Source organism: Peptoniphilus sp. GNH, assembly GCA_021307325.1.
Lineage (GTDB): Bacteria > Bacillota > Clostridia > Tissierellales > Peptoniphilaceae > KA00134.
The window spans coordinates 892594-913410 of record CP089931.1 but is presented as its reverse complement, the minus strand read 5'-3'; the positions used below and the strand labels follow the sequence as shown (position 1 = coordinate 913410).

Genomic DNA, 20817 nt, shown 5'->3' with positions numbered 1-20817 from the left:
AGTCACTTTGTAGATAATTAAAAAAATAGCTGGATCTAAAATCCAACTATTTTTTATTTTTAAAATATTATTCTGTTCTTATAGCATCAAGGGCTGAGAGTTTCATTGCCCTTCTAGCAGGCATATATCCAGCTATAACGCCTATGAAGGTCGAAAATCCTAAGGATAGGATGATTAACCAAAAAGGAATTATTGAAATTTTAGGATCGAAGTTTAAACTCAAATCGCCCATTTGATTTAGTAAGAAACCTCTGCCTATAAAGTTTGCTAAAATAGATAGGAGTTTGGAGATAATAAGTCCAATCAAGCCACCAAAAAATCCTATAAAACCAGATTCTACCAAGAAAAGTTTTTGTATATCGCTTATTGAAGCACCAATTACTTTCATTACACCTATTTCTCGAGTTCTTTCATATATACTCATTATCATGGTGTTGGTTATACCGATTGCTGCAACCAAAAAGGCTATGCCACCTATGGCTCCAAATATTACTTGGATAACTAAAAGCTGTTGATTTGATTGCTTTAAAAAATCTCCGAACATATTTGTAGCATTGTAGCCCATACTTTTGATTTTGGCTTGGACTGCGTCTACATTTGAAAAGTCATCCACCTTGACCTTTATGTTGTCATATTGGAGGGTGCTTCGTTTTAAGGGTTTGACAAGACCGAGCTTTTCCATGTCTTTTTGTATTTTATCTAGATAGTCCATACTTATGAAGATGCTACTAGATAAATTCCAATTGCTGCTTGGCTTTAAGACTCCCACAACTTTCATTTTCTCGCTGTAATCTGGCTTTTGTTCCATATCATTACCATCATATGACGTGTCATCATAGTTATATTTTCCGTCCATGCCATCTTTATTATTTCTATCTAGGCTTATATCTGTCATATAGGCAGTAGTTTTTGTGAGGTCTATTTCCTTACTTGCATTTCTTTTTGGATCAGAAAATTGTTGTTGTACTTTATCGCCGACGATGATGCCAGCTTGCTTATCTTGTGAATTTAAAAATCTTCCGGATTGAAGCTCTAAGCCATAATCAGCCGTGAGATCAGCAGGCATGGCAACTAGGCTAGCCCAGGCTTCGTAACGACCACTTTTTATAGACACATGACCGTTAAACACAGGTATTACAGCTTTTACATGGGGCAGTTTTTTTATTTCAGTAACTGCTGCATCATCTAATTTTTTCTTATCTTTTTTTGAGTTTTCAGCTGTTTCGTCAGACCAAACCATGTCGGTTCTCAGATCTAAACTTGTCAAATCACCCATGGATCTAAACATTTGAGTGTTTACTTCTTTAAAGCCCAGACCGATTGAGAGCATTAGTATTATGGCAGTTGCGCCGATTACAACACCCAAAACGGTTAGGAAGGTTCTCAGACGGCGGGCATTTAAATTTCTAAGAGCCATGAGTATTAAATCTTTAAACTTCATTAAATCTCCAAGTCTTGATCGGCTTTTTTCTTATCACGACGTTTCTTTATGAAGAATCCAAGAGCTAGAGCCAAGGCGATTATAATTAGGCCAATTAAGATTTTTTTAATTGTGCCACCGCCTTTTGGAGCGTCGTTTGGCATATCATCAGGATTTGTTTGGGGCATATCTTCTACTGTGAATTTGTATTCTTCTACTTTTTCGTGAGATTTTCCAGTGGCATCTTCATAAGTGAAAGTCAACTTGGCTGTTTTTTCGCCAGGAGAATCTGGTGTGATGTTGCAAGAGAATTGGTCAGAAGAACCAGTTGAAAAGTTGCCCTTATAGTAGGTTGGTGTATCTGATTTGAAACCTTCTCCAGAAATTTTTACCATCACATTATAAAGGGTTGCCTTGCCGGTGTTGTAAAATTCACATGACAAGGGGGAATCCATACCGAGAGTAAAGTTTCCTTGAGTCACGATTTCTCCGATGTCCAATTTAGCTTGTTGAACTACGGGAACTCCGATTTGTTCTGTTGCAGTAAATTTTTCCGCCTTTGCATCTTCATATTCGAAATTTGCAACTAGGGTGTAGGTTTTTGCTGCTGTATCAGGTACTGTTGTGAGGATTATTTTTTTGTTAACTCTTTTGCCTGGTGCGATTGAATCTATATAAAAAGTGTTTGAAGAATCAATTGGCGTAAATACAGAGGCATTTGATGGCGCACCTTTAGAGTCGGGATTTGCTTTTTCAACTGAGTCACCTGTGAGGGCCAGTTTTATATTTTTCACAGCTTTTTTAGAATTTGTATTGAAAATTGTAAGGTGCATAGTGAAGGGTTGACCAGCTTCTATAATTTCTGGTTCAAAGAAATATTCTTCAATTATAAGCTTAGGTGTCGAAGAATTTTCCGTTCCCGTGCCTTCCTTGGGCGCTTTTACAAATACACCAGCCATTTGGCTTATGGTTTTTTCGGTGCCATCTTCATCTATAAAACTTGCCTTTAGCTCAACCGGATAGTTGTTTGTTTGAGCTGAAGGAGTTGTTATAAATTCGAAGTTATACTTGCCACTTGAATTTGGAAGGATTTCCTTGGTTTTTATGCTTGTAAGAGATTTGGAAGCTAGACCATCTTGTTGGGTACTTGTAGCTGTAACTGTGATGTTTTTTATAGATTGTTTTCCGGTGTTGAAAAGTTCAAAGGAAATTAAAGCTGTCCTATTTCTTCCGATAGCAGCTGTGGGAAAGGTTACATTTCTAAATTCTAGAGAAGATTGCTCTTTTGTAGATTTTGCTATATCAACTGTGAATTGGTAGTCTCCCTTGGTAGGAGGTGCTGATTTTTCGGAAAATTCTCCAGTAAAAGCGTAGTCTAGTTTTAAAAGGTAAGAGCCTGGTTTTACTTGCTTGTTGGTCTTTAAATTGAAGGTGATATATTTGCTTGCTCCTGGGGCAAGAGATGTTATATCTGCTGTCGCAAGGCCAGAGGCAAGTGTTACTTTTTCATCTGCTAGACCGTCAAGAGAAAGCTTTATATTTTTTGCAAGTGCCATGCCTGTATTTTTCACTTCAAATCCCACTTGGAAAGCTTGACCTGCTTCTGCATTTTGGGGCCAAATAGATTCCACCTTTTTAATTTCAAGTGCGGGGTTTTCGAATTTTGGAACATCTACACGTACATAGATTGTTTCATTTTGCTCATGGAAGTCTCTACCATCGTTTGTATAATATCTCAAATTTATTTTGACAGGCACAGTACAAGACTCGGTTATATTGCCATATCTAAAAGAAAAACTGCCACTGGTAAGAGTCGTATTTTTGTCGACATTATTAACTGTGTTTAAATTTTTTTTGTCTAGAGTTAAAAATCCATTGCCATCAATAAAGACCTTGTCTGGATTTTCGATAACAGCTTGGGCAGTGAGTCCTGTTACTGCTATGTCGCTTAGATTTTTGATTGTAACTTCGACTCTCTTGTTGTGGTCAGCTTTTATGCCGACAGTTTGCGTGCTAGCTTCAACAGTAAGCTTAATATCATCTGCAAAAACTTGGCTCCAGCTTCCCATATATGTAAAGGCAAGCACAAGCGCTAAAAACAGGCTGAGTCCATTTTTCTTAATTATCTTCATTTTCATTCTCATCCTCACTTTTTTCTAGTTCATCAATTTTTTCTTGAGTAAAATCTTCATTAGTTTCTTTATCTAAAATTTCCTCGGAAGGGTTTATGTCTTTATCCGAATTTTCTAAAGATTTTCCCTCGTCTGAAACACCTTTAGAAATTTTTTCACTTTCAGAAGAGGAGTCTTCTTCGCAAAAATTATCTGACTCATCATTAGAAGTATCGCCCACATCATTTTCTGGTGAGGTCTTATCTTCATCTTCACCTAAAGTTTTGTCATCATGGTCTTTAGAGATTTCTTCTTCATTCATTGTATCTTTTTCTGATGGGCGAGGTATCTTTGCCTTGTTTGTTTCTTCTCGAATGACCACACCATCTCTTAATTCCACAATCCTATCTGCATAGATTGAAGTTTCCACATCGTGGGTTACTATAATAAGAGTTTGATCATGATCTCTTGCCATTTGACACATCAGGTCCATAATTTCAAAAGATGTCTTGGTGTCCAAGTTTCCAGTTGGTTCATCGGCAAATACAATTTTGGGTTTATCTACAAAGGCTCTTGCAATAGACACTCTTTGTTGCTGACCACCACTCATTTCTGATGGCTTATGATAAATCCGATCGCCAAGCCCGACTTTTTCCAAGATATCTTTGGCGAGAGCATCTCTTTTTGCCTTGGGTACTCCCTTAAAAATCAAACCCAAGGCCACATTGTCTAGGGCATTTAAAGTTGGAATCAGATTATATGATTGAAAGACAAACCCGACATTTAATTGTCTGAAATGAGTTATCTGTGCTTCATTTAATTTTGTAAAATCCACCTTGCCGAATTTTATTGAACCGGCACTCGGTCTATCAAGACCCGCTATCATATTTAGCAGGGTGGACTTTCCAGAACCAGAAGTGCCAAGCAAGCACAAAATCTCTCCTCTATATATATCTAGATTGATCCCGTTTAGGGCATAGACTTTTTCTCCACCCATCTTATATACTCTTTTTAAATCTCTAATACTAATAAGTGTTTCCATATCCACCTCAATAAAATTATAACATATCGTCTTAAAATCAAAAGTTACAAAAGAATTAAGAATATTAAGTATAAGCAATGAAAAAGCAGGCCTTAGGACCTGCTAAATTAGATTTAATTATTAAGTTATAAATTAAAAAACTCTTAGAAAATTCTTGATAAAATTCAAAATGTAAGAGTTTATATTTTTCTAAGAGAAAAATTCACAGAGTTTTTTAAAATTAATATGTAACCGTACACCCCACTTCGAATTATACTCACATGCGTTACCCATGCAGCCGGCTCCAGCAGGGGGAACTTACGGCACATGAAAATTCTTCCTTAGTGCTGCTTCCGTCAAGACCTGACACGGTTCGAAAGTTTCCATTGCGCAAGGCCCTGCTCTCAACGCTGCTTACATGGGGCAGACCACACAAGTATAATCCTAGGTGGGGAATTCAATCCCACTGTAGCGGATTGTGGGTTATAGGGTGCCGCTAGCTCCCCATCTAGTACGGCAAATTTTATACTGGCGGAGAGAGGGGGATTCGAACCCCCGAAACGGTTTAGCCGTTTACACGCTTTCCAGGCGTGCTCCTTCAACCTCTCGGACATCTCTCCAAAAATTTCCTATCTTGTAGTATAATGAAAGCCATTAGATAAGTCAAGAGGTGGGACATGCAAGCTTTAAATGAGTGCGAGATAAGAAAGTTTTTGTGTGAAGATTTGAAAAATATAAAAATAAATATATTTGATGAGATTACTTCAACTAATGATTTTTTGAAAAAAGAAATTTTATCAAGGGACAATCTTGAAGTCTGTCTAGCTGATTTTCAGACTAAGGGCAGGGGTAGATTTGGAAGAACTTTTGAATCACCAAGGGGCAGAGGAATCTATATGAGCCTTGTTTTAAAAGATACTTTTATAGATATAGACTCCATCTTAACTCTTCGAATAGGACTAGCTGTCTACGAAGCTCTAAAGGCATATTCTGATAATCTAAAGCTCAAGTGGGTAAATGACATCTATCTTAATGAAAAAAAACTCGGCGGTATTCTCATAGAGGGTGTATATAATCCTTTTAAGCAAAAAATTGACAGGCTTGTTGCTGGCATAGGGATAAATGTTTTGGCGGCGGACATGCCCATCGAATTAAGGGACAAAGTTAGCTTTTTAAATACTAAAACTTCTAGAAATGAGCTTATAGCTTCTATATTAAATGAGATTTTTACAATTAGGAATAAGACAAGTGAGTATGTTGTCGAAAATTTTGAGAAGCTAAATCTGTTAAAAGGCAGATATATAAGCTACATGGTTGAAGGCAGAGAAGCTTTTGGAAAAGTTTTGGGTATTTCTAAAGATGGATTTTTAGAGCTAGAAGTTGGCAATGAAAAAATTCTTTTAAATTCTGGGGAAGTTTCCATAAAAAGCCTTGACAAGGAATAAATGATTAAATATAATACTGATGTTAGCCGCAGACAGTAGGGGCAGTAGCTTAAAAATCCTACCGAGGTTTATAATCGTATTTTGATTGTTCATCTCACGCGGCGTGAGATTTTTTTTATTTATGGAGGTGAATTATGAAAGAAGAAAAACTCCAAATGAAAGAGGACTTAGTTTCTGAGATAAAAGGTAAAATCGAAGGAGCTAAGGGAATAGTTCTTGTAAATTACAGAGGACTTTCTGTTGATGAAGTTACTGAGCTTAGAAAGAAATTCAGAGAAGTTAATGTAGAGTACAAGGTTTACAAAAACACCATGATGAGAAGAGCATTTGCAGATCTCGGTCATGAAGGTTTAGAAGAATTTTTGGTTGGTCCTTCAGCGATTGCATTTTCACTTCACGACGAAGTATCAGCAGCAAAAGTTGCAGCTGAATTTGCAAAAGACCATGAAGCTCTTGAGCTAAAAGCGGGATTCGTTGATGGAAAAGTTGTAAGCAAGGCAGAAGTTGAAGCTCTTGCAAAGCTACCTGCAAAGGAAGTTCTTGTGGCTCAACTACTTGGCATGTTGAATACACCAATCCAAGGTCTTGTAAATGTTTTGCAAGGCAATTTAAGAGGACTTGCAGTAGTCCTACAAGCAATAGCAGATCAAAAGGGAGAAGCTGCATAAGAGCAGTATAAATTTTAGGAGGTAAAAAAATGTCAGATAAAATCCAAGCACTTATTGAAGAAATTAAAGGTTTAACAGTACTAGAACTTTCAGAAGCAGTTAAGGCTCTTGAAGAAGAATTCGGAGTATCAGCAGCAGCACCAATGGCAGTTGCAGCAGCAGCTCCAGCAGGTGGCGCAGCTCCAGCAGCTGAAGAAAAGACTAACTTTGATGTAATTCTTGCATCAGCAGGTCAAGAAAAGATTAAGGTTGTTAAGGTTGTTAAGGATCTTACAGGTCTTGGTCTAAAGGAAGCTAAGGCTCTTGTAGACGAAGCTCCTAAGGCTATCAAAGAAGGCGTTTCAAAAGAACAAGCTGACGAAATAAAGGCTAAGCTTGAAGAAGTTGGAGCAACTGTAGAAGTTAAGTAAAAAAATTTCACAAAAATTTAACCCCCAGATGGGGGTTTTTTTATTATACTTTTAATGTCCTTTAAGTTGTGTGTTAAAATTTAAGAGAATGGAGGAATTATGGGAATTTTTGATTTTTTAAAAAGTGAAAAGAAAACCACTTATACAATTTGCATAAACAGAGAGTACGGAAGTGGCGGAAGTGAAATTGCAAGAATGATTTCAAAAAAACTGTCTATCCCTCTGTATGACGAAAAAACCATAGAACTTAAATCGCTTGAGTCAGGCTTTGATCAAGATATATTAAAGGGAGAAGAGATCATGCCAAAGGATACAATATATGATCTTTATATGGAAAATAAATCCATAAATAAGGAGGATCTTTTTTCAAATGAAGCGGCTTTTTTATCTCAGTCCAAGGCAATAAGGCATCTTGCTAGCATGGGGCCTTGCATTTTTTTGGAAAAATGTGCCTCTTATGTATTAAAAGACCAGGAAAATATTTTGAAAATTTTTATTCATGCACCTTATGAGTTCAGGAGAAAAAGGGCGATGCAAGTTCACAAGGACACTAATGAAAATGTGGATGCCAGGATTAAAAAGTATGATAGCAGGAGAAGAAATTTTTACAATAAAAATACAAAAAAAGAATGGCAAGATGCTATGGAGTACGATATTTCCATAGATGCGTCTATTTTCTCTCTTTCTGAAGTTGCAGAAATCATAGCGGATATAGTCAGAATCAAAGAAAGTGAGGACCTTTTATGACGGGCCTTTTTACAGGGGGGATTCTGGCTATAATAGCGGGAATTTTAATTTTAAAATCCTTAAAGGGGATTTTTAAAATTGTATTAAATATTATAGGAGGGGTGATTCTTCTATACATATTTAATTATGTAGGCAGTTTTTACGGTATAGGAATAAATTATTCTTTTCAAAACTTATTTTTAGTTGGAGTTGGTGGGGTGCCAGGGATTATTGTCTTGGCACTTATGCAACTTATATAAATCTTCTTTTATTTATTTATCAATTTTGCTATTATAAAAAGAACAAGGAGACTATATGAAGAAAATAATCAGATTTTTTGTAATTTTAATTATACTTATTCTTTCATCGGCCTTGGCCTTTTTAAAATTTGTGCTTCCTAAAGGCAGCAATTTTAACCAAGAAAAATTGAGACCAAGTGCTGAAAAAAAGGTGGAGGAGCCTCAAAGGGTCCAGACTAAAGACGTATTTAAGGATAATCAAGTTTTAAATATTTTGCTCTTGGGAGAAGATACTACTCCAACAAGAGACGATCCAGAAGGAAAGTACAAGGGAAGAACGGATACAATGATGCTTTGTTCTCTAGATCCTAAAGAGAAAAAGGCGAGGATACTTTCAGTACCAAGAGATTCTAGGGTTCCGATACCAGGACACAAGACTCAAAAAATAAATGCTGCCTATGCCATGGGAGGAGTCCAGCTTACGGCCAAGACAGTGGAGAAATTTTTGGATTGTAAGATTGACCATTATGTAATCGTAAATTACAACTTTATCAAAGAATTGATTGATAGTTTAGGTGGAATAGAGGTTTATATACCAAGAGACTACAAAAAAAGAGATGATTGGGTCATACCTGCTCTTGTTATAGATTTTAAAAAGGGCTGGCAAACTTTAAACGGCGAGGATGCGGTTAAATATTTGAGAATAAGAGATATCTACCCTGTGCCAGATATAGGTAGGATATCAGCTCAACAAGATTTTATAATGTCAATATTTGATAGATTGAAGTCACCAAGGACAATATTTGCCCTTCCAAAACTTTTGGATATAGTTGACAAAAACATAAAGACGGATTTAAACTATGGTCAAATTGCCTATCTGGGCTATTGGGGTCTTGGGATAAATAGAGAAAATATAAGCACTGGTACAATAGATGGTTATGGCAAAAAGTTAGATGATGGTGTGGACTATTGGATTGTAGACACAGAAAAAGCAAGAAGCAAGTACAGGGAGTTTTTCCAACAAGAAAAGAAGCTTCCTAGCGCAACAGAAGAACTTAGAGTTTACAGGCTTGGCAAAGACCAAGATGGCACCAATCCAATCCAAACCAAGGAGCAAATTGAAGAAAAAGCAAAAGACAGATTAAAGGGAAAACACAATTAATAAAAACACTTATAGGTCTTGACCGAAAAAGGGTGATTATCACCCTTTTTTACATAGGAGCATTTATGGAAATCAGCAGAGCTGCTTATTTAGAAGTCAATCTGGATAAGTTGGAAAACAATTTAAAAGAAATAGAAAGAGTTACACAAAAAAGAAGCAAAATAATTGCCATTGTAAAATCAAATGCCTACCATTTTGGCGATGAGATGATAGCCAAGAAGCTATTAGGACTAGGAGTGGATTTTTTTGCTGTGGCAAATATGAATGAAGCCCTAAGCCTTAGAAAAAAGTTTGAAGACATCAGAATTTTGATTTTGGGGCCTGCTTGGGGCCATATGGTTGACGAAGGCATAAGAAAAAAAATTACCTTCACAGTATCTTCTTTCGAAGAGGCGGAGATTTTAAATAGTAGAGCTGAAAAGTTAAACACAAAAGCCATCTGCCACATTGCTGTCGACACGGGCATGGGCAGGATAGGCTTTAGAGATAATTATGAAGAAGCGGCACGAGTTTTCAAGCTTTGTAACATAGAAGTCGAAGGAATCTTCACTCATTTTGCAAAGTCTGATAGTGATCCTGACTTCACAAGAGAACAATATGTAAAACTTTTAAAATTCAAAAAAGAACTTTGGTATATGGACTGCGACATTAAGCTTTTTCATTCATCTAATTCCCACGCTATTATGGGACACAGAGTGCTGGAAAATTCTTATATAAGACCTGGAATAATCTTGTATGGCAGCCCGGAAGGGGACAAGAGAGCGGATGATATGAATTTGAGCTTTATAGGCAGCTTAAAATCAGAAATTTCTTTCATAAAAACTCTAGAACAAGGAGAAGGAGTATCTTATGGCCACTTGTTTGTAGCAGACAAAGAAACCGAAGTTGCAACCATTCCCATAGGTTATGCAGATGGCATCATAAGAAGTTTATCTGGTAAGATAGATGTGCTTATAAAGGGTAAGAGATGTAGACAAATAGGAAGAATATGTATGGATCAGATGATGGTTGATGTCACAGGACTAGGGGCAAGGCTAGGAGATGAGGTTGTGATAATAGGAGAACAGGGCGATGAAAAAATCACAATAGAAGAAATTGCCGAAAAAGCTGGAGAAATCCCAACATCGTACCTGACTCACCTATCGGAGAGATTGCCAAGGGTCTATATAGAAAATGGAAAAGTTGTAAAGATTATTGACTATATTTTGCAAAGATAAATTTTATTATAAAAATGATGTTAAAGTAAGTTATTTTATATATAATTTTGTACAAAATTCTAAATTAATTTTATAATAAGTAGATTAAATAATGAGCTTGAATTTTTGCTTTCAAGGTCATTATTTTTTTGATTTTTATTAAAAAAATAAATGCAAACCTTTTTATTTTTTTGCAAACATTTCCAAATTTCTCAAGGTACTTTTAAGCTCAAATCTTTATGGTAGAATAGGCTTGTAAGGGAAAACTCTATGTATCACAGGAGGTTAATAATGAATAATGTGACTAATGAAAGCTTTCTTGACAAGACTTTTGATCTGAAGGCTCGAAACACATCTGTAAGGACCGAGCTAGTTGCAGGACTTACAACTTTTATGACGATGAGTTATATCCTCATAGTCAATCCAAACATGTTAGCAGAAACAGGCATGGACAAGGGCGGAGTTTTTACAGCCACTATTTTGGCATCCGTTGTTGCAATAATACTTATGGCTTTTATGGCCAACCTACCCTTTGCTCTTGCTCCTGGTATGGGGCTTAATGCCTTCTTTACCTATTCTGTATGTCTTGGTATGGGCAAGCCTTGGGAATTTGCTCTAAGTGCTGTATTTTTAGAGGGTATAATATTTTTAATTTTGTCAGTATTTAAAGTTAGACAGGCAATTTTTGATGCCATTCCTTTGAGTCTTAAAAAGGCAGTGTCAGTTGGTATAGGTCTTTTTATAGCCTTAATAGGACTTTCATCAGCTGGTATAGTCCAAACTGGAAACGGCACTATTTTAAGTCTTGGAGATATTTTAACTGCTCCATCTTTAGTATTTTTTTTCGGTCTACTTATAATGGCATATTTAACAGCCAAAAATGTCAAGGGTGGACTACTAATAGGAATAATCGCATCGACTATTTTAGCTCTAATTTTAGGAGTTGCACATCTTCCAGAAAATGGAATATTTTCACTTCCACCATCCATAGCTCCTGTGGCATTTAAAATTCAATGGGACAAATTTTTATCCTTAGAAATGTTTGGTATCATGTTCACCTTCCTTTTTGTTGATATTTTCGACACAGTAGGAACTCTTACTGGTGTTGCTACCAAGGCAAATCTTTTAGATAAGAATGGAAAGCTTCCAAAAGTTGGGCAAGCCCTCTTTGCAGACGCTGTTGGAACTACTGTTGGATCTCTTCTTGGAACAAGTACAGTAACAACTTTCGTAGAATCTGCATCGGGTGTAGCAGATGGAGGTAGGACAGGTCTTACATCTCTTTCAACGGGATTTTTCTTCCTACTCGCTCTATTCTTTTTCCCAATCATCTCGATTGTTCCTGCACAAGCGACAGCACCAGCTCTTGTAATGGTAGGTCTTTTTATGATGAGTCCTATAAAGGATATAGATTTTAATGACTTCACAGAAGCTATTCCAGCTTACCTTACTATGCTTATGATGCCTTATTCTTATTCAATAGCAGAAGGTATCTCATACGGAATGATTTCTTATGTTATACTAAAAGTTCTAACAGGAAAATTTAAAGACATATCAGCTCTTATGTATGTCTTGGCAGCTATTTTCTTATTAAGAGATCTTTGGCCAATTTTAAAAACTTTATTTTAAAAATCTTTAAAAATTATTTGGATCCGCCGCCTAAACCCCGGTGGATTTTTTATTTTATTCACAAAATGATGGAATTTAGGCTATTTTCTTTTCAAATTTTAAATTTTGTATATAATAAGATAAAAGGAGGATTTTTATGAAAAGATTGATCGGATTGATATTGGCTTTGTGCTTGTTTATACCTACTTACATATATGCAGATGCCAATATAGATATAAGCTTGGAGCAGCCAAGCCTTTTGAAAGTCAAAGCTGGACAAAAAATCAATTACAACTTAAAAATTAAATTGCCAAAGGACATCAAGGAAAATTATCAAAGCTTCACCATAAGTCTTATGATGGATAAAAATTTAAAATTGGATGCTGCCAATTTAAAAACTCAAGACCCAGCTTATGATATAAGCAAATCTTACTTGCAAACTGTGCAGAGGGATATAGTATCCATAGTTGTTTCTGATACTGGCAAACTCTTGTCTAATGAGGCAAATGTAGAAGTTATAACTTTTGCAAGACAAGATCAAGACAAGCCGGATTTCAAAAATTCTTTTGTGCTTACAAGTATTGATAAGACCGGCAAGGAAACTAGTGGACAAAGAGATGTTAAATCTTCTACCAAGGCCTTGGATTCGGGGCTTAAATTAAATCCTTTTTACTACGGAGACAAGGTTTTAACTGGTAAGACCAAACAAGGAGCAGACATCATTGTAAGAATTAATGACAAGGCAATAGCAACAGGTCTTGCTGATGACAAGGGGAATTTTTCTATACCTCTTAAAGACATAAAGCTAAATGCAAGTCTAGATGTAGAGGTAAATTATTTGGAAAATGGCGAGTTTAGATCTGCGACGGTAAATCTTACTGTGAAATCCAAGGGTCAAGGCGAAGATAGCAATAAGGTAAATAAAGTAGAAAAAGGCGACAAGAACCCGGCACTTGAAAATGCGGATATGAACAAGCTAAATCTCTATATAAATTATGCAAGAAATATTGATGTGTCTAAAAGCAGCAAGGAGAATGCGGCTAGATTGATGGCAGCTCTTGCTTATGGCCAATATATGCAGGTCAAATCTGATGTTAAAAATGAAGAGATTGTAAAGGCGGTTAATGAAATTGATCAAGCACAAAAGGCTGTGCGCTTCCCAATAATGAAGGGGATTTCTGATGATAAATTTGCACCAGGAGCTGCCCTTACAAGGGCGCAAGCCGCTGTTATAATTTCAAGAATTGATTTACTAAAAGATGCAGTTGGGGAATTTTCTTCTTTTAAGGATGTCAAGCAGGATGCTTGGTATGCTGATGCTGTTGGATACATGGAAAAGAAATCCTATATATCGGGATATAAGGATGGAAGCTTTAAACCAGACAAGAAGATTAGCAGGGCAGAGTTTGCCACTATAATATCTAGATATCTTCAATTGGACTTAGATATGCAAATGGGATATAGGCAAGAGCCTTTGTTTGCAGATGTTGGTGATGTTTGGTATAAGGCACCTATAAGTGCTATGACATCTAAGGGATTTATGTCTGGAAGGGGAAACAATAAATTTTTCCCTGAAAAAGAAATTACAAGAGCTGAAGCCATAACTGTTCTTATAAAGGTCTTAGATAGAAAACCCAATAAGGACTTTATAGATGCTTTTTCTAAAAATCCTTTTAAGGACGTAGAAAACAGTCAGTGGTACTACTACAATATCCTCGAAGGAACGGGAAATTAATCCGATCAGAAATTCATAAAAAAAGAGATGTTTAGGATTTTATTTATCCAACATCTCTTTTTTAATAGAAAATTTTAAACAAGACCCATAAAATATTCGACACCCACTGCAACAATTTCACATAAAAATAGGCCTTACAAAGACGCTTGGTCAATATGCCATATATAAGTTGGAAAAACTTATAAAAGACGAAAACAAGACTTTTACCATCGACATAGACAATACCGAGAGCCTTCTTACAAAGTTAAGACAAGCTGAGCTAGACTTTTTAATCGTAGAGGGAAGGCTTGAAAAAAGTGAAGCAGAAATTTCTTTTGGTTACCTTAGCATGGTAAAAAAGATGAGGCTCTTTCAAGTTTTGATGTAAGGGGAATAACAGACAAACATGAATTTTCTCTCGTATTTTTAAAGGTGACCAACTGCATAGAAAAATATTATAGCTTGCTAGAAGAGGATACAAGGAAATCAGAAAAGAATAGTTAGAAATAAAACTATTATATTTTATAAAATAGTTATCTTGGTAATTGTTATCAATTTATTCCTATAATAAACATAGAAATTTTGTCATAATTTAAATTTATACGTTATTTTTTTAATTTAAAGAAATGGGATAAGATACGTGTTATAATTCAACTAGTGGAATGTATTTACACTTAATTTTATACAGGAGGTGAGAGTGTGTCGGTTGATGTAATTAAGACTGTAAAATCTTTTGAAGATGAGGCTAGCTTGATTATAAAAAAAGCTAATGATGAAGCTACAGATCTTATCAAAAATGCCGAGGTCGAAGCTGCTAAGCTTTTAGATGCTGAAATTTCAGATGCTAATAAAAAGGCGGAAGAAATTTTGACCAAGGCTAAGGAAAAGGCGCAAAAGAGCGCAGAACCGATACTGGCAAAAGCCAAAAAAGACAACATGGTCTATGCCCAAGAGGCAAGTGACAAGGTTGCATCTTTGGCTGATGCGCTTGTAAAAAGGATTGTGAAAGAAAAATGGCAATAGTTAAAATGAGTAAGTTCAACTTATTTTCTTTCGATGATCAGCGTGAATCTCTACTTGAAAAATTTCAAAAGTTCAACTATGTTCATTTCAATGATTTGAGCAAGGAGAATGAGAAATACGATGATTTAGATACTATTTCCTCTGAAAAAGACGTCTATGAAATAGATGAAAAGATTGCTAAAATCAAGTATTCATTAGATATTTTAGAAGCCTACGAAGAAAAAGCATCAGGTCTTGAAGCTTTAAGGCAAGTACAAAAAACTTACACCCTTGATGAGTTGAGGGCTTTCGGAAGGTCTTTTAATTTTGACAAGGAATACGATTTCTTAAAACGATTAGACGAAAAGAGGATTTCTTACGCTCAGGAAATCCAAAACTTAAAAGGCAGGATTTCAGACTTAAAACCTTGGTCAAACTTAGGCCTTAGTGTTGGAGAAATTAAATCTTTTAAGAATGTGGATGTTTTTCTGGGAAGTATATCAAGTAGATTTGCTGAAGATTTTATAAGTGAGATAAAAGAACTAGACTTGATTGAACTGGTTGAATTATCATCGTCCTCTAATTATTATTATTTAGCAATAATAAGCGATATATCAAAGAGGGATGAGCTTGATGAGATTTTCAGAAAGTTTGCCTTTACAAGTAGTGATATAAAGACTGATCGGCTTGTAAGCGAAGAAATAAAAGAACTAGAAAGCAAAATTAAAGATTTAGAAAAGAATGTTGACTCTATTGAGAATCAATTGAAATCAAAGAAAGATTTGATAGAAGATTTGAGACTCATATACGAATTTTACCAAAATGAAAGACAGAGAGTGGCATCTAAAGATGCGTTTTTAAAGACCAGATCTTTGGATGTGATAGAAGGATATGTCCCGACAAATAGGGCTAAAGACTTTGAAAAATTAATAAGGGATGTGGTTGGCGACGACTACTATTTGACAATTGAGCCGGCTTCTCGAGACGATGAGAAAGTTCCCATTATTTTGAAAAACGGCCCATTCGCAGGAGCATTTGAGAATTTGACAAAAATGTATTCCCTGCCCAGGTATAACGAAGTTGACCCGACACCACTTTTTGCTCCATTTTATTGGATTTTTGCAGGGATTATGGTTGGCGATGCGGGCTATGGACTTTTAGTCTTTATCGCGACCTTGATAGGTCTTGTTGCATTTAGACTTAAACCGGCCCAAAGGGGTATGGTCAAGTTTTTAAACTACTTATCAATCTCAACAATCTTGTGGGGACTTGTGTTTGGATCATTTTTTGGATTTAGCCTGCCTTTTAAGCTCTTGGATCCGGCAACGCAATATGTTGAAATGATTGCTCTTTCCCTAGGACTTGGAGGAGTGCATCTTTTCTTCGGGCTTGCCATAAAGGCTTATATAGCAATAAGGGATGGGCATCCCCAAGATGCAATTTTTGATGTTTTGTTTTGGTATATGGCTGTCTTGGGTGTAATTGTTTGGATTGCTTTTATGGCCTTAAAGCCAAATGAGAGCATAGCAAACATAGGAAAGTGGTCATTTATACTTGGCATGATTGGAATTGTTCTTACCGGTGGTAGAACAGAGCCATCCATTGCTGGCAAAATAGGCTGGGGAATTTATTCAGCTTATGGAATCACTTCTTATATAGGAGATTTTGTATCCTATTTAAGACTTATGGCCCTGGCACTTGCTGGAGCTTTTATAGCTGTCGCAGTCAATTTGATTGTGAAGATGCTCTTTGGAGCAGGGATTGTGGGCATTATAGGTGGAATTATAATCTTTGTGATTTTCCAACTTTTCAACGCCTTCTTATCCTATCTTTCAGCCTATGTGCATACTGCAAGGCTGACTTATGTAGAAATGTTTAATAAATTTTATGAAGGTGGCGGAGTGCCATTTAGAAATATGATTGCAGATTCAAAATACTATAATATCAAGGAGGATTAAAATGTTAGATTTAATTACACAACATGGAGGAATTGTATTAGGTTCTTTAGCGGTAGCATTAGCGGTATTGATTTCGGGAGTTGGCTCAGCTAAGGCTGTAGGAAAAGCAGGGGAAGCAGCATCAGGAGTAATCATAGAAGAACCGGAAAAATTCGGTAAATCTCTTGTACTTCAACTTCTTCCAGGTACTCAAGGTCTTTATGGATTCGTAATAGGTATTCTTATTCTATTTAGACTAAGCCCAGAAATGACCCTTACAAGTGGTCTTATGTATATAGCAGCTGCTCTTCCTGTAGGAATAGTAGGATATTGTTCAGCTCTAGCTCAAGGTATGGTTTCAATATCAGGTATTAATATTCTTGCTAAGAACGAACCTCAACAAGCAAAAGGCATAATCTATGCGGTAATGGTTGAGATGTATGCGATTTTAGCATTTGCAATTTCATTCTTACTAATGACTAGAGTTTAAGTTTAAGGATGTGATGACGTGTCAAATTTAGACAAGATCGGAGAAAAAATTTTGCAAAGGGCCAAGGAAGAAAGCGAAAAGGTTCTTTCTGAAGCCAAGGCGAAAAAAGAATCCATCCTTGAGGCGAAAACAACAGAAGCTAAAAATCAAGCTGAAAAGATTATCCAAAAAGCACAAGCTGAAGCTGAGGCTCTTGAAGGCAAGATTATGGAATCGGCCAAGCTAAGAGCCAGAGACCAAGTTCTACAAAAAAAAGAAGAGATTGTAAACGAAGCAATAGAAAAAATCAAATCAGGTCTTAAAAATCTGGATGACACTTCTTATTTGGAATTTTTAAAGAAACAATTAAAAAATCTTGAAATAAGTGATAAGGCAGTTCTAAATCTTCCCAAAGACAAGGTTGAACTTGTAAAAAAAGAAAATTTGGGATATGAAATTTCAGAAAAGCATCCATCTAGCGGATTTAGCCTTTCAGATGACAAATTGCTTTATAACTTCGAATTTGATAATTTTGTAGAATCTATAAGAGAGAGTTTGGAAAGAGAAATAGTCTCTGGGCTATTTGGAAGATAGGAGGTAGAGTCGTGGATAGAAACGATTATATCCAGTCTAGCGCCACTGTCAGAGTTTTAGAAAAAAAACTCCTGGACAAGCCTTTCTATAATAGATTAATTGAGTCAAGAGATTTGGCTGAAGCAATAAGATTTTTACAGGATTCATATTATCAAACTTTTGTACAAAAACTTTCAAGACCAGAAGACTATGAATTAGCATTAAAAGAAGCTCAAGATGCCATATATAAAGAAGCGTACGGTCTGAGTCCTCACAAGGACCCAGTTGAAATAGCTGCTTTAATCTATAATTATCACAATCTAAAAGTCTTGGCAAAGGAAATTATTCTAAAAAAGACTTTGGATTCTGTTTATGTGGCAATTGGAGATGTAAATATACCCAAGCTAAGAGAGGCAGTAGTTGACAAAAAGCCATCTCAAGATGTGGAAAAGTATTATGAAATTTTACAAGATGCTTTAAGTCTATATGAGAAAACGAAGGACCCTCAAGCCATAGATATATTTATGGACAAGAAATATTTCGAAAATCTGAAATATTTAGCTAGAAAATCGGAAATGCCGATGATCGAATCCTATGCTATGAACTTGATAGATTTCACGAATATAAAAACATTCCTAAGATGCAAAAAACAAGAACGCAGCTGGGAATTTATATCGAAGGTTTTGATAGAAGGCGGATTTATAGAAGTTGAAAACTTCAGAAAGTACATGATTGAAAAGCTTGACAAGGACTCAGCCTTATTCAAACAAGCTGAAATTTATGGGGCTGTGAAGGCTGGACTTTCGTCCTATGAAGATAGCAAGAGCCTATCTCTATTTGAACAAAGTATGGATAATTATTTTGTCAATATGCTAAAAGAGGCCAAGAAGGTAACTTATGGGCCTGAGGTGATTTTTGCCTATGTAATGGCAAAAGAAAACGAAATAAAAAATATTAGAATAATACTAATGTCCAAATTGAGTGGACTGGATTCTGAAAAAATAAGACAAAGGTTGCGTGATTCTTATGTATAAAATTGCAGTAGTTGGAGACAAGGACTCTGTACTTGCCTTTAAGGCTTTGGGACTAGATGTCAAGACAGCCTATAATGCAACAGATGCCAGAATCGCTGTGGATTCCCTTGCGAGAGAAAAGTATGGTTTGATATTTCTTACAGAAGAACTGGCAGCTTTGATTCCCGACACTATTAAGAGATATGACTCTATGGTAATTCCAGCTGTGATTTTGATCCCTTCCAACAAGGGAAGCTTGGGAATTGGCATGGATAGGATAAATAAGAACGTAGAAAAGGCGGTTGGAGCCAATATATTATAAAAGGAGAGAATAACTTGAAATCTGGAAAAATTATAGAAGTATCCGGACCCCTGGTTGTGGCAGAAGGCATGGAAAATGCCAATGTCTATGACGTTGTGGAAGTTTCAAAGGATAAGCTTATAGGCGAAATCATTGAGATGAGAGGGGACAGGGCATCTATCCAAGTTTATGAAGAAACTACAGGTATAGGCCCAGGAGATGAAGTTGTAACAACAGGTTTTCCTCTTTCAGTTGAACTTGGACCCGGTCTTTTGGAACAAATGTTTGATGGTATCCAAAGACCGCTTGAAGGACTTAAAAATAAAACAGGAGATTTCTTAACTAGAGGAGCATCAGTAAAGCCCCTTTCTAGAGAAAAGAGATGGGATTTTAAACCTCTAGCTAAGATAGGAGATAAGTTAGGCCCTGGAGATGTTATAGGTAGTGTCCAAGAGACTGAAGTAATCAACCACAAAATCATGGTTCCTTATGGAATTGAAGGTAAGGTTGTAGAAATAAAGGAAGGCAACTTCATAGTAGATGATGTTGTATGTGTATTGGAAACAGAAAATGGCGAAAAGAAAGAGCTGACAATGGTTCAAAAGTGGCCAGTAAGAAGAGGTAGACCCTATAAGAAAAAGATAGATCCTAATACTCCTCTTGTAACAGGTCAAAGAGTAATAGATACATTTTTCCCGATAACTAAGGGAGGTACAGCTGCTATACCAGGACCTTTTGGATCAGGAAAAACAGTTGTACAACATCAGCTAGCCAAGTGGGCTGATGCACAAATAGTAGTTTATGTAGGCTGTGGCGAACGTGGAAATGAAATGACTGATGTATTGATGGAATTTCCAGAGCTTATAGATGCAAACACAGGTCAATCAATAATGAAAAGGACTGTTCTTATAGCCAACACTTCAAATATGCCAGTAGCTGCTCGTGAAGCATCAATATATACAGGAATTACAATCTCTGAATATTACAGAGATATGGGCTATTCAGTTGCTATGATGGCAGACTCTACTTCGAGATGGGCAGAGGCACTAAGAGAAATGTCTGGACGTTTGGAAGAAATGCCTGGTGATGAAGGTTACCCTGCTTATCTTGCCAGCCGTGTAGCAGACTTTTATGAAAGAGCAGGTAGGGTTAGTTGTTTAGGATCAGAAGATAGAGAGGGAGCTCTTTCTGTTATAGGAGCTGTATCTCCTCCAGGAGGAGATATTTCAGAGCCAGTTTCTCAATCAACTCTTAGAATTGTAAAGATTTTCTGGAAACTCGACTATGACCTTTCATATCAAAGGCATTTCCCGGCTATAAACTGGCTAGATTCTTATTCACTATATCAAACTAAGATGGACCAATTCTTAGATGAACATATAGAAAAGGATTTTTCTAAAAATAGAATAAAAGCCATGTCTTTACTGCAAGAAGAGTCATCTCTTCAAGAAATTGTACGACTTGTAGGTAGAGATTCTCTATCAGAACAAGATCAATTAAAACTTGAAGTTACAAAGTCAATTCGTGAAGACTTTCTACAACAAAATGCCTTCCACGACATAGATACTTATTGTTCACTTGAAAAGCAATATAAGATGTTAAAGCTAATCTTGGCTTTTTATGAAGAAGGACTAAAGGCCTTAAAGAGGGGCATTTATATAAGCGAATTGGAAAAACACCCAATTAGAGAAAAAATTGCAAGAGCAAAGAATGTGGCTGAAGATAATTTGCAAGAACTTGATAAAAATTACGAAGAGCTTGTAAGTAGTTTTGAAAATTTAGAAATAAAGGAGGGACTATAA

Annotated in this window: 19 protein-coding genes, 1 tRNA gene, 1 other RNA gene, 1 pseudogene and 1 other annotated feature; of the genes and pseudogenes, 17 read left to right on the top strand and 5 right to left on the bottom strand. The window is 36.2% G+C overall.

Going from position 1 to position 20817, the window contains the following annotated elements; translation table 11 throughout:
- Positions 1–67: 67 nt before the first annotated feature.
- From LV469_04520 to LV469_04500, 5 genes and pseudogenes are all read right to left on the bottom strand, one after another.
- A complete protein-coding gene (locus LV469_04520; protein ID UHR03555.1) occupies positions 68–1441 on the bottom strand; it encodes an ABC transporter permease in 1374 nt (457 codons plus the stop codon).
- Positions 1441–3558 carry a hypothetical protein gene (locus tag LV469_04515; protein ID UHR03554.1) on the bottom strand — a complete coding sequence of 706 codons (2118 nt, stop codon included), beginning with the start codon at positions 3556–3558 and terminating at the stop codon, positions 1441–1443. Before LV469_04515 ends, LV469_04520 begins: the two co-directional genes overlap by 1 nt.
- A 331-nt stretch (positions 3559–3889) precedes the next feature.
- Positions 3890–4573 (bottom strand): annotated as a pseudogene (locus tag LV469_04510) (ABC transporter ATP-binding protein).
- Positions 4574–4804: 231 nt separating this feature from the next.
- An RNA gene (gene ffs, locus LV469_04505) (signal recognition particle sRNA large type) lies at positions 4805–5069 on the bottom strand.
- A 12-nt stretch (positions 5070–5081) separates the two neighbouring features.
- Positions 5082–5172: transfer RNA gene (locus LV469_04500), tRNA-Ser, on the bottom strand.
- A 57-nt stretch (positions 5173–5229) separates the two neighbouring features.
- Here LV469_04500 and LV469_04495 point away from each other — a divergent pair.
- The 17 genes from LV469_04495 to LV469_04415 all read left to right on the top strand — a co-directional run bounded on the left by LV469_04495 (position 5230) and on the right by LV469_04415 (position 20817).
- Positions 5230–5997 carry a biotin--[acetyl-CoA-carboxylase] ligase gene (locus LV469_04495; protein UHR03553.1) on the top strand — a complete coding sequence of 256 codons (768 nt, stop codon included), beginning with the start codon at positions 5230–5232 and terminating at the stop codon, positions 5995–5997.
- 8 nt (positions 5998–6005) lie between these two features.
- Positions 6006–6122 (top strand) — a sequence feature (ribosomal protein L10 leader region).
- Positions 6123–6131: 9 nt separating this feature from the next.
- Positions 6132–6665 (top strand): 50S ribosomal protein L10, encoded by a 534-nt coding sequence (rplJ, locus tag LV469_04490; protein UHR03552.1) that lies wholly within the window; start codon positions 6132–6134, stop codon positions 6663–6665.
- A 29-nt stretch (positions 6666–6694) separates the two neighbouring features.
- Positions 6695–7075, top strand: a complete 381-nt coding sequence (rplL, locus tag LV469_04485) for a 50S ribosomal protein L7/L12 (protein UHR03551.1) — start codon at positions 6695–6697, stop codon at positions 7073–7075.
- Positions 7076–7174: 99 nt separating this feature from the next.
- Positions 7175–7822, top strand: a complete 648-nt coding sequence (locus LV469_04480; protein ID UHR03550.1) for a cytidylate kinase-like family protein — start codon at positions 7175–7177, stop codon at positions 7820–7822.
- On the top strand, positions 7819–8061 hold the full coding sequence (locus LV469_04475) for a pro-sigmaK processing inhibitor BofA family protein (protein ID UHR03549.1): 243 nt from the start codon (positions 7819–7821) through the stop codon (positions 8059–8061). Before LV469_04480 ends, LV469_04475 begins: the two co-directional genes overlap by 4 nt.
- A gap of 55 nt (positions 8062–8116) precedes the next feature.
- A complete protein-coding gene (locus LV469_04470; GenBank protein UHR03548.1) occupies positions 8117–9202 on the top strand; it encodes an LCP family protein in 1086 nt (361 codons plus the stop codon).
- A gap of 65 nt (positions 9203–9267) precedes the next feature.
- Entirely contained in the window at positions 9268–10419 is a 1152-nt protein-coding gene (alr, locus tag LV469_04465) for an alanine racemase (GenBank protein UHR03547.1), read from the top strand.
- Between the two features lie 270 nt (positions 10420–10689).
- Positions 10690–12027 carry an NCS2 family permease gene (locus tag LV469_04460; GenBank protein ID UHR03546.1) on the top strand — a complete coding sequence of 446 codons (1338 nt, stop codon included), beginning with the start codon at positions 10690–10692 and terminating at the stop codon, positions 12025–12027.
- Positions 12028–12163: 136 nt separating this feature from the next.
- Positions 12164–13741, top strand: coding sequence for an S-layer homology domain-containing protein (locus LV469_04455; GenBank protein ID UHR03545.1), 1578 nt, complete (start codon positions 12164–12166; stop codon positions 13739–13741).
- A 169-nt stretch (positions 13742–13910) separates the two neighbouring features.
- Positions 13911–14108 carry a hypothetical protein gene (locus LV469_04450; protein ID UHR03544.1) on the top strand — a complete coding sequence of 66 codons (198 nt, stop codon included), beginning with the start codon at positions 13911–13913 and terminating at the stop codon, positions 14106–14108.
- A gap of 311 nt (positions 14109–14419) precedes the next feature.
- A complete protein-coding gene (locus LV469_04445; GenBank protein ID UHR03543.1) occupies positions 14420–14743 on the top strand; it encodes a hypothetical protein in 324 nt (107 codons plus the stop codon).
- Positions 14734–16680 (top strand): V-type ATP synthase subunit I, encoded by a 1947-nt coding sequence (locus LV469_04440; protein ID UHR03542.1) that lies wholly within the window; start codon positions 14734–14736, stop codon positions 16678–16680. Before LV469_04445 ends, LV469_04440 begins: the two co-directional genes overlap by 10 nt.
- Position 16681: 1 nt before the next feature.
- Entirely contained in the window at positions 16682–17149 is a 468-nt protein-coding gene (locus LV469_04435) for a V-type ATP synthase subunit K (GenBank protein ID UHR03541.1), read from the top strand.
- An 18-nt stretch (positions 17150–17167) separates the two neighbouring features.
- Positions 17168–17722 carry a V-type ATP synthase subunit E gene (locus LV469_04430; GenBank protein ID UHR03540.1) on the top strand — a complete coding sequence of 185 codons (555 nt, stop codon included), beginning with the start codon at positions 17168–17170 and terminating at the stop codon, positions 17720–17722.
- Between the two features lie 11 nt (positions 17723–17733).
- Positions 17734–18735 (top strand): V-type ATP synthase subunit C, encoded by a 1002-nt coding sequence (locus tag LV469_04425; protein UHR03539.1) that lies wholly within the window; start codon positions 17734–17736, stop codon positions 18733–18735.
- Positions 18728–19036 (top strand): V-type ATP synthase subunit F, encoded by a 309-nt coding sequence (locus LV469_04420; GenBank protein ID UHR03538.1) that lies wholly within the window; start codon positions 18728–18730, stop codon positions 19034–19036. Before LV469_04425 ends, LV469_04420 begins: the two co-directional genes overlap by 8 nt.
- A gap of 14 nt (positions 19037–19050) precedes the next feature.
- Positions 19051–20817 (top strand): V-type ATP synthase subunit A, encoded by a 1767-nt coding sequence (locus LV469_04415; protein ID UHR03537.1) that lies wholly within the window; start codon positions 19051–19053, stop codon positions 20815–20817.

Coding starts and splice junctions, on each gene's coding strand:
- LV469_04495 (UHR03553.1), top strand. CDS start 5,230: ATGCAAGCTTTAAATGAGTGCGAGATAAGAAAGTTTTTGTGTGAAGAT.
- LV469_04440 (UHR03542.1), top strand. CDS start 14,734: ATGGCAATAGTTAAAATGAGTAAGTTCAACTTATTTTCTTTCGATGAT.
- LV469_04455 (UHR03545.1), top strand. CDS start 12,164: ATGAAAAGATTGATCGGATTGATATTGGCTTTGTGCTTGTTTATACCT.
- LV469_04435 (UHR03541.1), top strand. CDS start 16,682: ATGTTAGATTTAATTACACAACATGGAGGAATTGTATTAGGTTCTTTA.
- LV469_04470 (UHR03548.1), top strand. CDS start 8,117: ATGAAGAAAATAATCAGATTTTTTGTAATTTTAATTATACTTATTCTT.
- LV469_04420 (UHR03538.1), top strand. CDS start 18,728: ATGTATAAAATTGCAGTAGTTGGAGACAAGGACTCTGTACTTGCCTTT.
- rplL (UHR03551.1), top strand. CDS start 6,695: ATGTCAGATAAAATCCAAGCACTTATTGAAGAAATTAAAGGTTTAACA.
- rplJ (UHR03552.1), top strand. CDS start 6,132: ATGAAAGAAGAAAAACTCCAAATGAAAGAGGACTTAGTTTCTGAGATA.
- LV469_04515 (UHR03554.1), bottom strand. CDS start 3,558: ATGAAAATGAAGATAATTAAGAAAAATGGACTCAGCCTGTTTTTAGCG.
- LV469_04460 (UHR03546.1), top strand. CDS start 10,690: ATGAATAATGTGACTAATGAAAGCTTTCTTGACAAGACTTTTGATCTG.
- LV469_04480 (UHR03550.1), top strand. CDS start 7,175: ATGGGAATTTTTGATTTTTTAAAAAGTGAAAAGAAAACCACTTATACA.
- alr (UHR03547.1), top strand. CDS start 9,268: ATGGAAATCAGCAGAGCTGCTTATTTAGAAGTCAATCTGGATAAGTTG.
- LV469_04475 (UHR03549.1), top strand. CDS start 7,819: ATGACGGGCCTTTTTACAGGGGGGATTCTGGCTATAATAGCGGGAATT.
- LV469_04520 (UHR03555.1), bottom strand. CDS start 1,441: ATGAAGTTTAAAGATTTAATACTCATGGCTCTTAGAAATTTAAATGCC.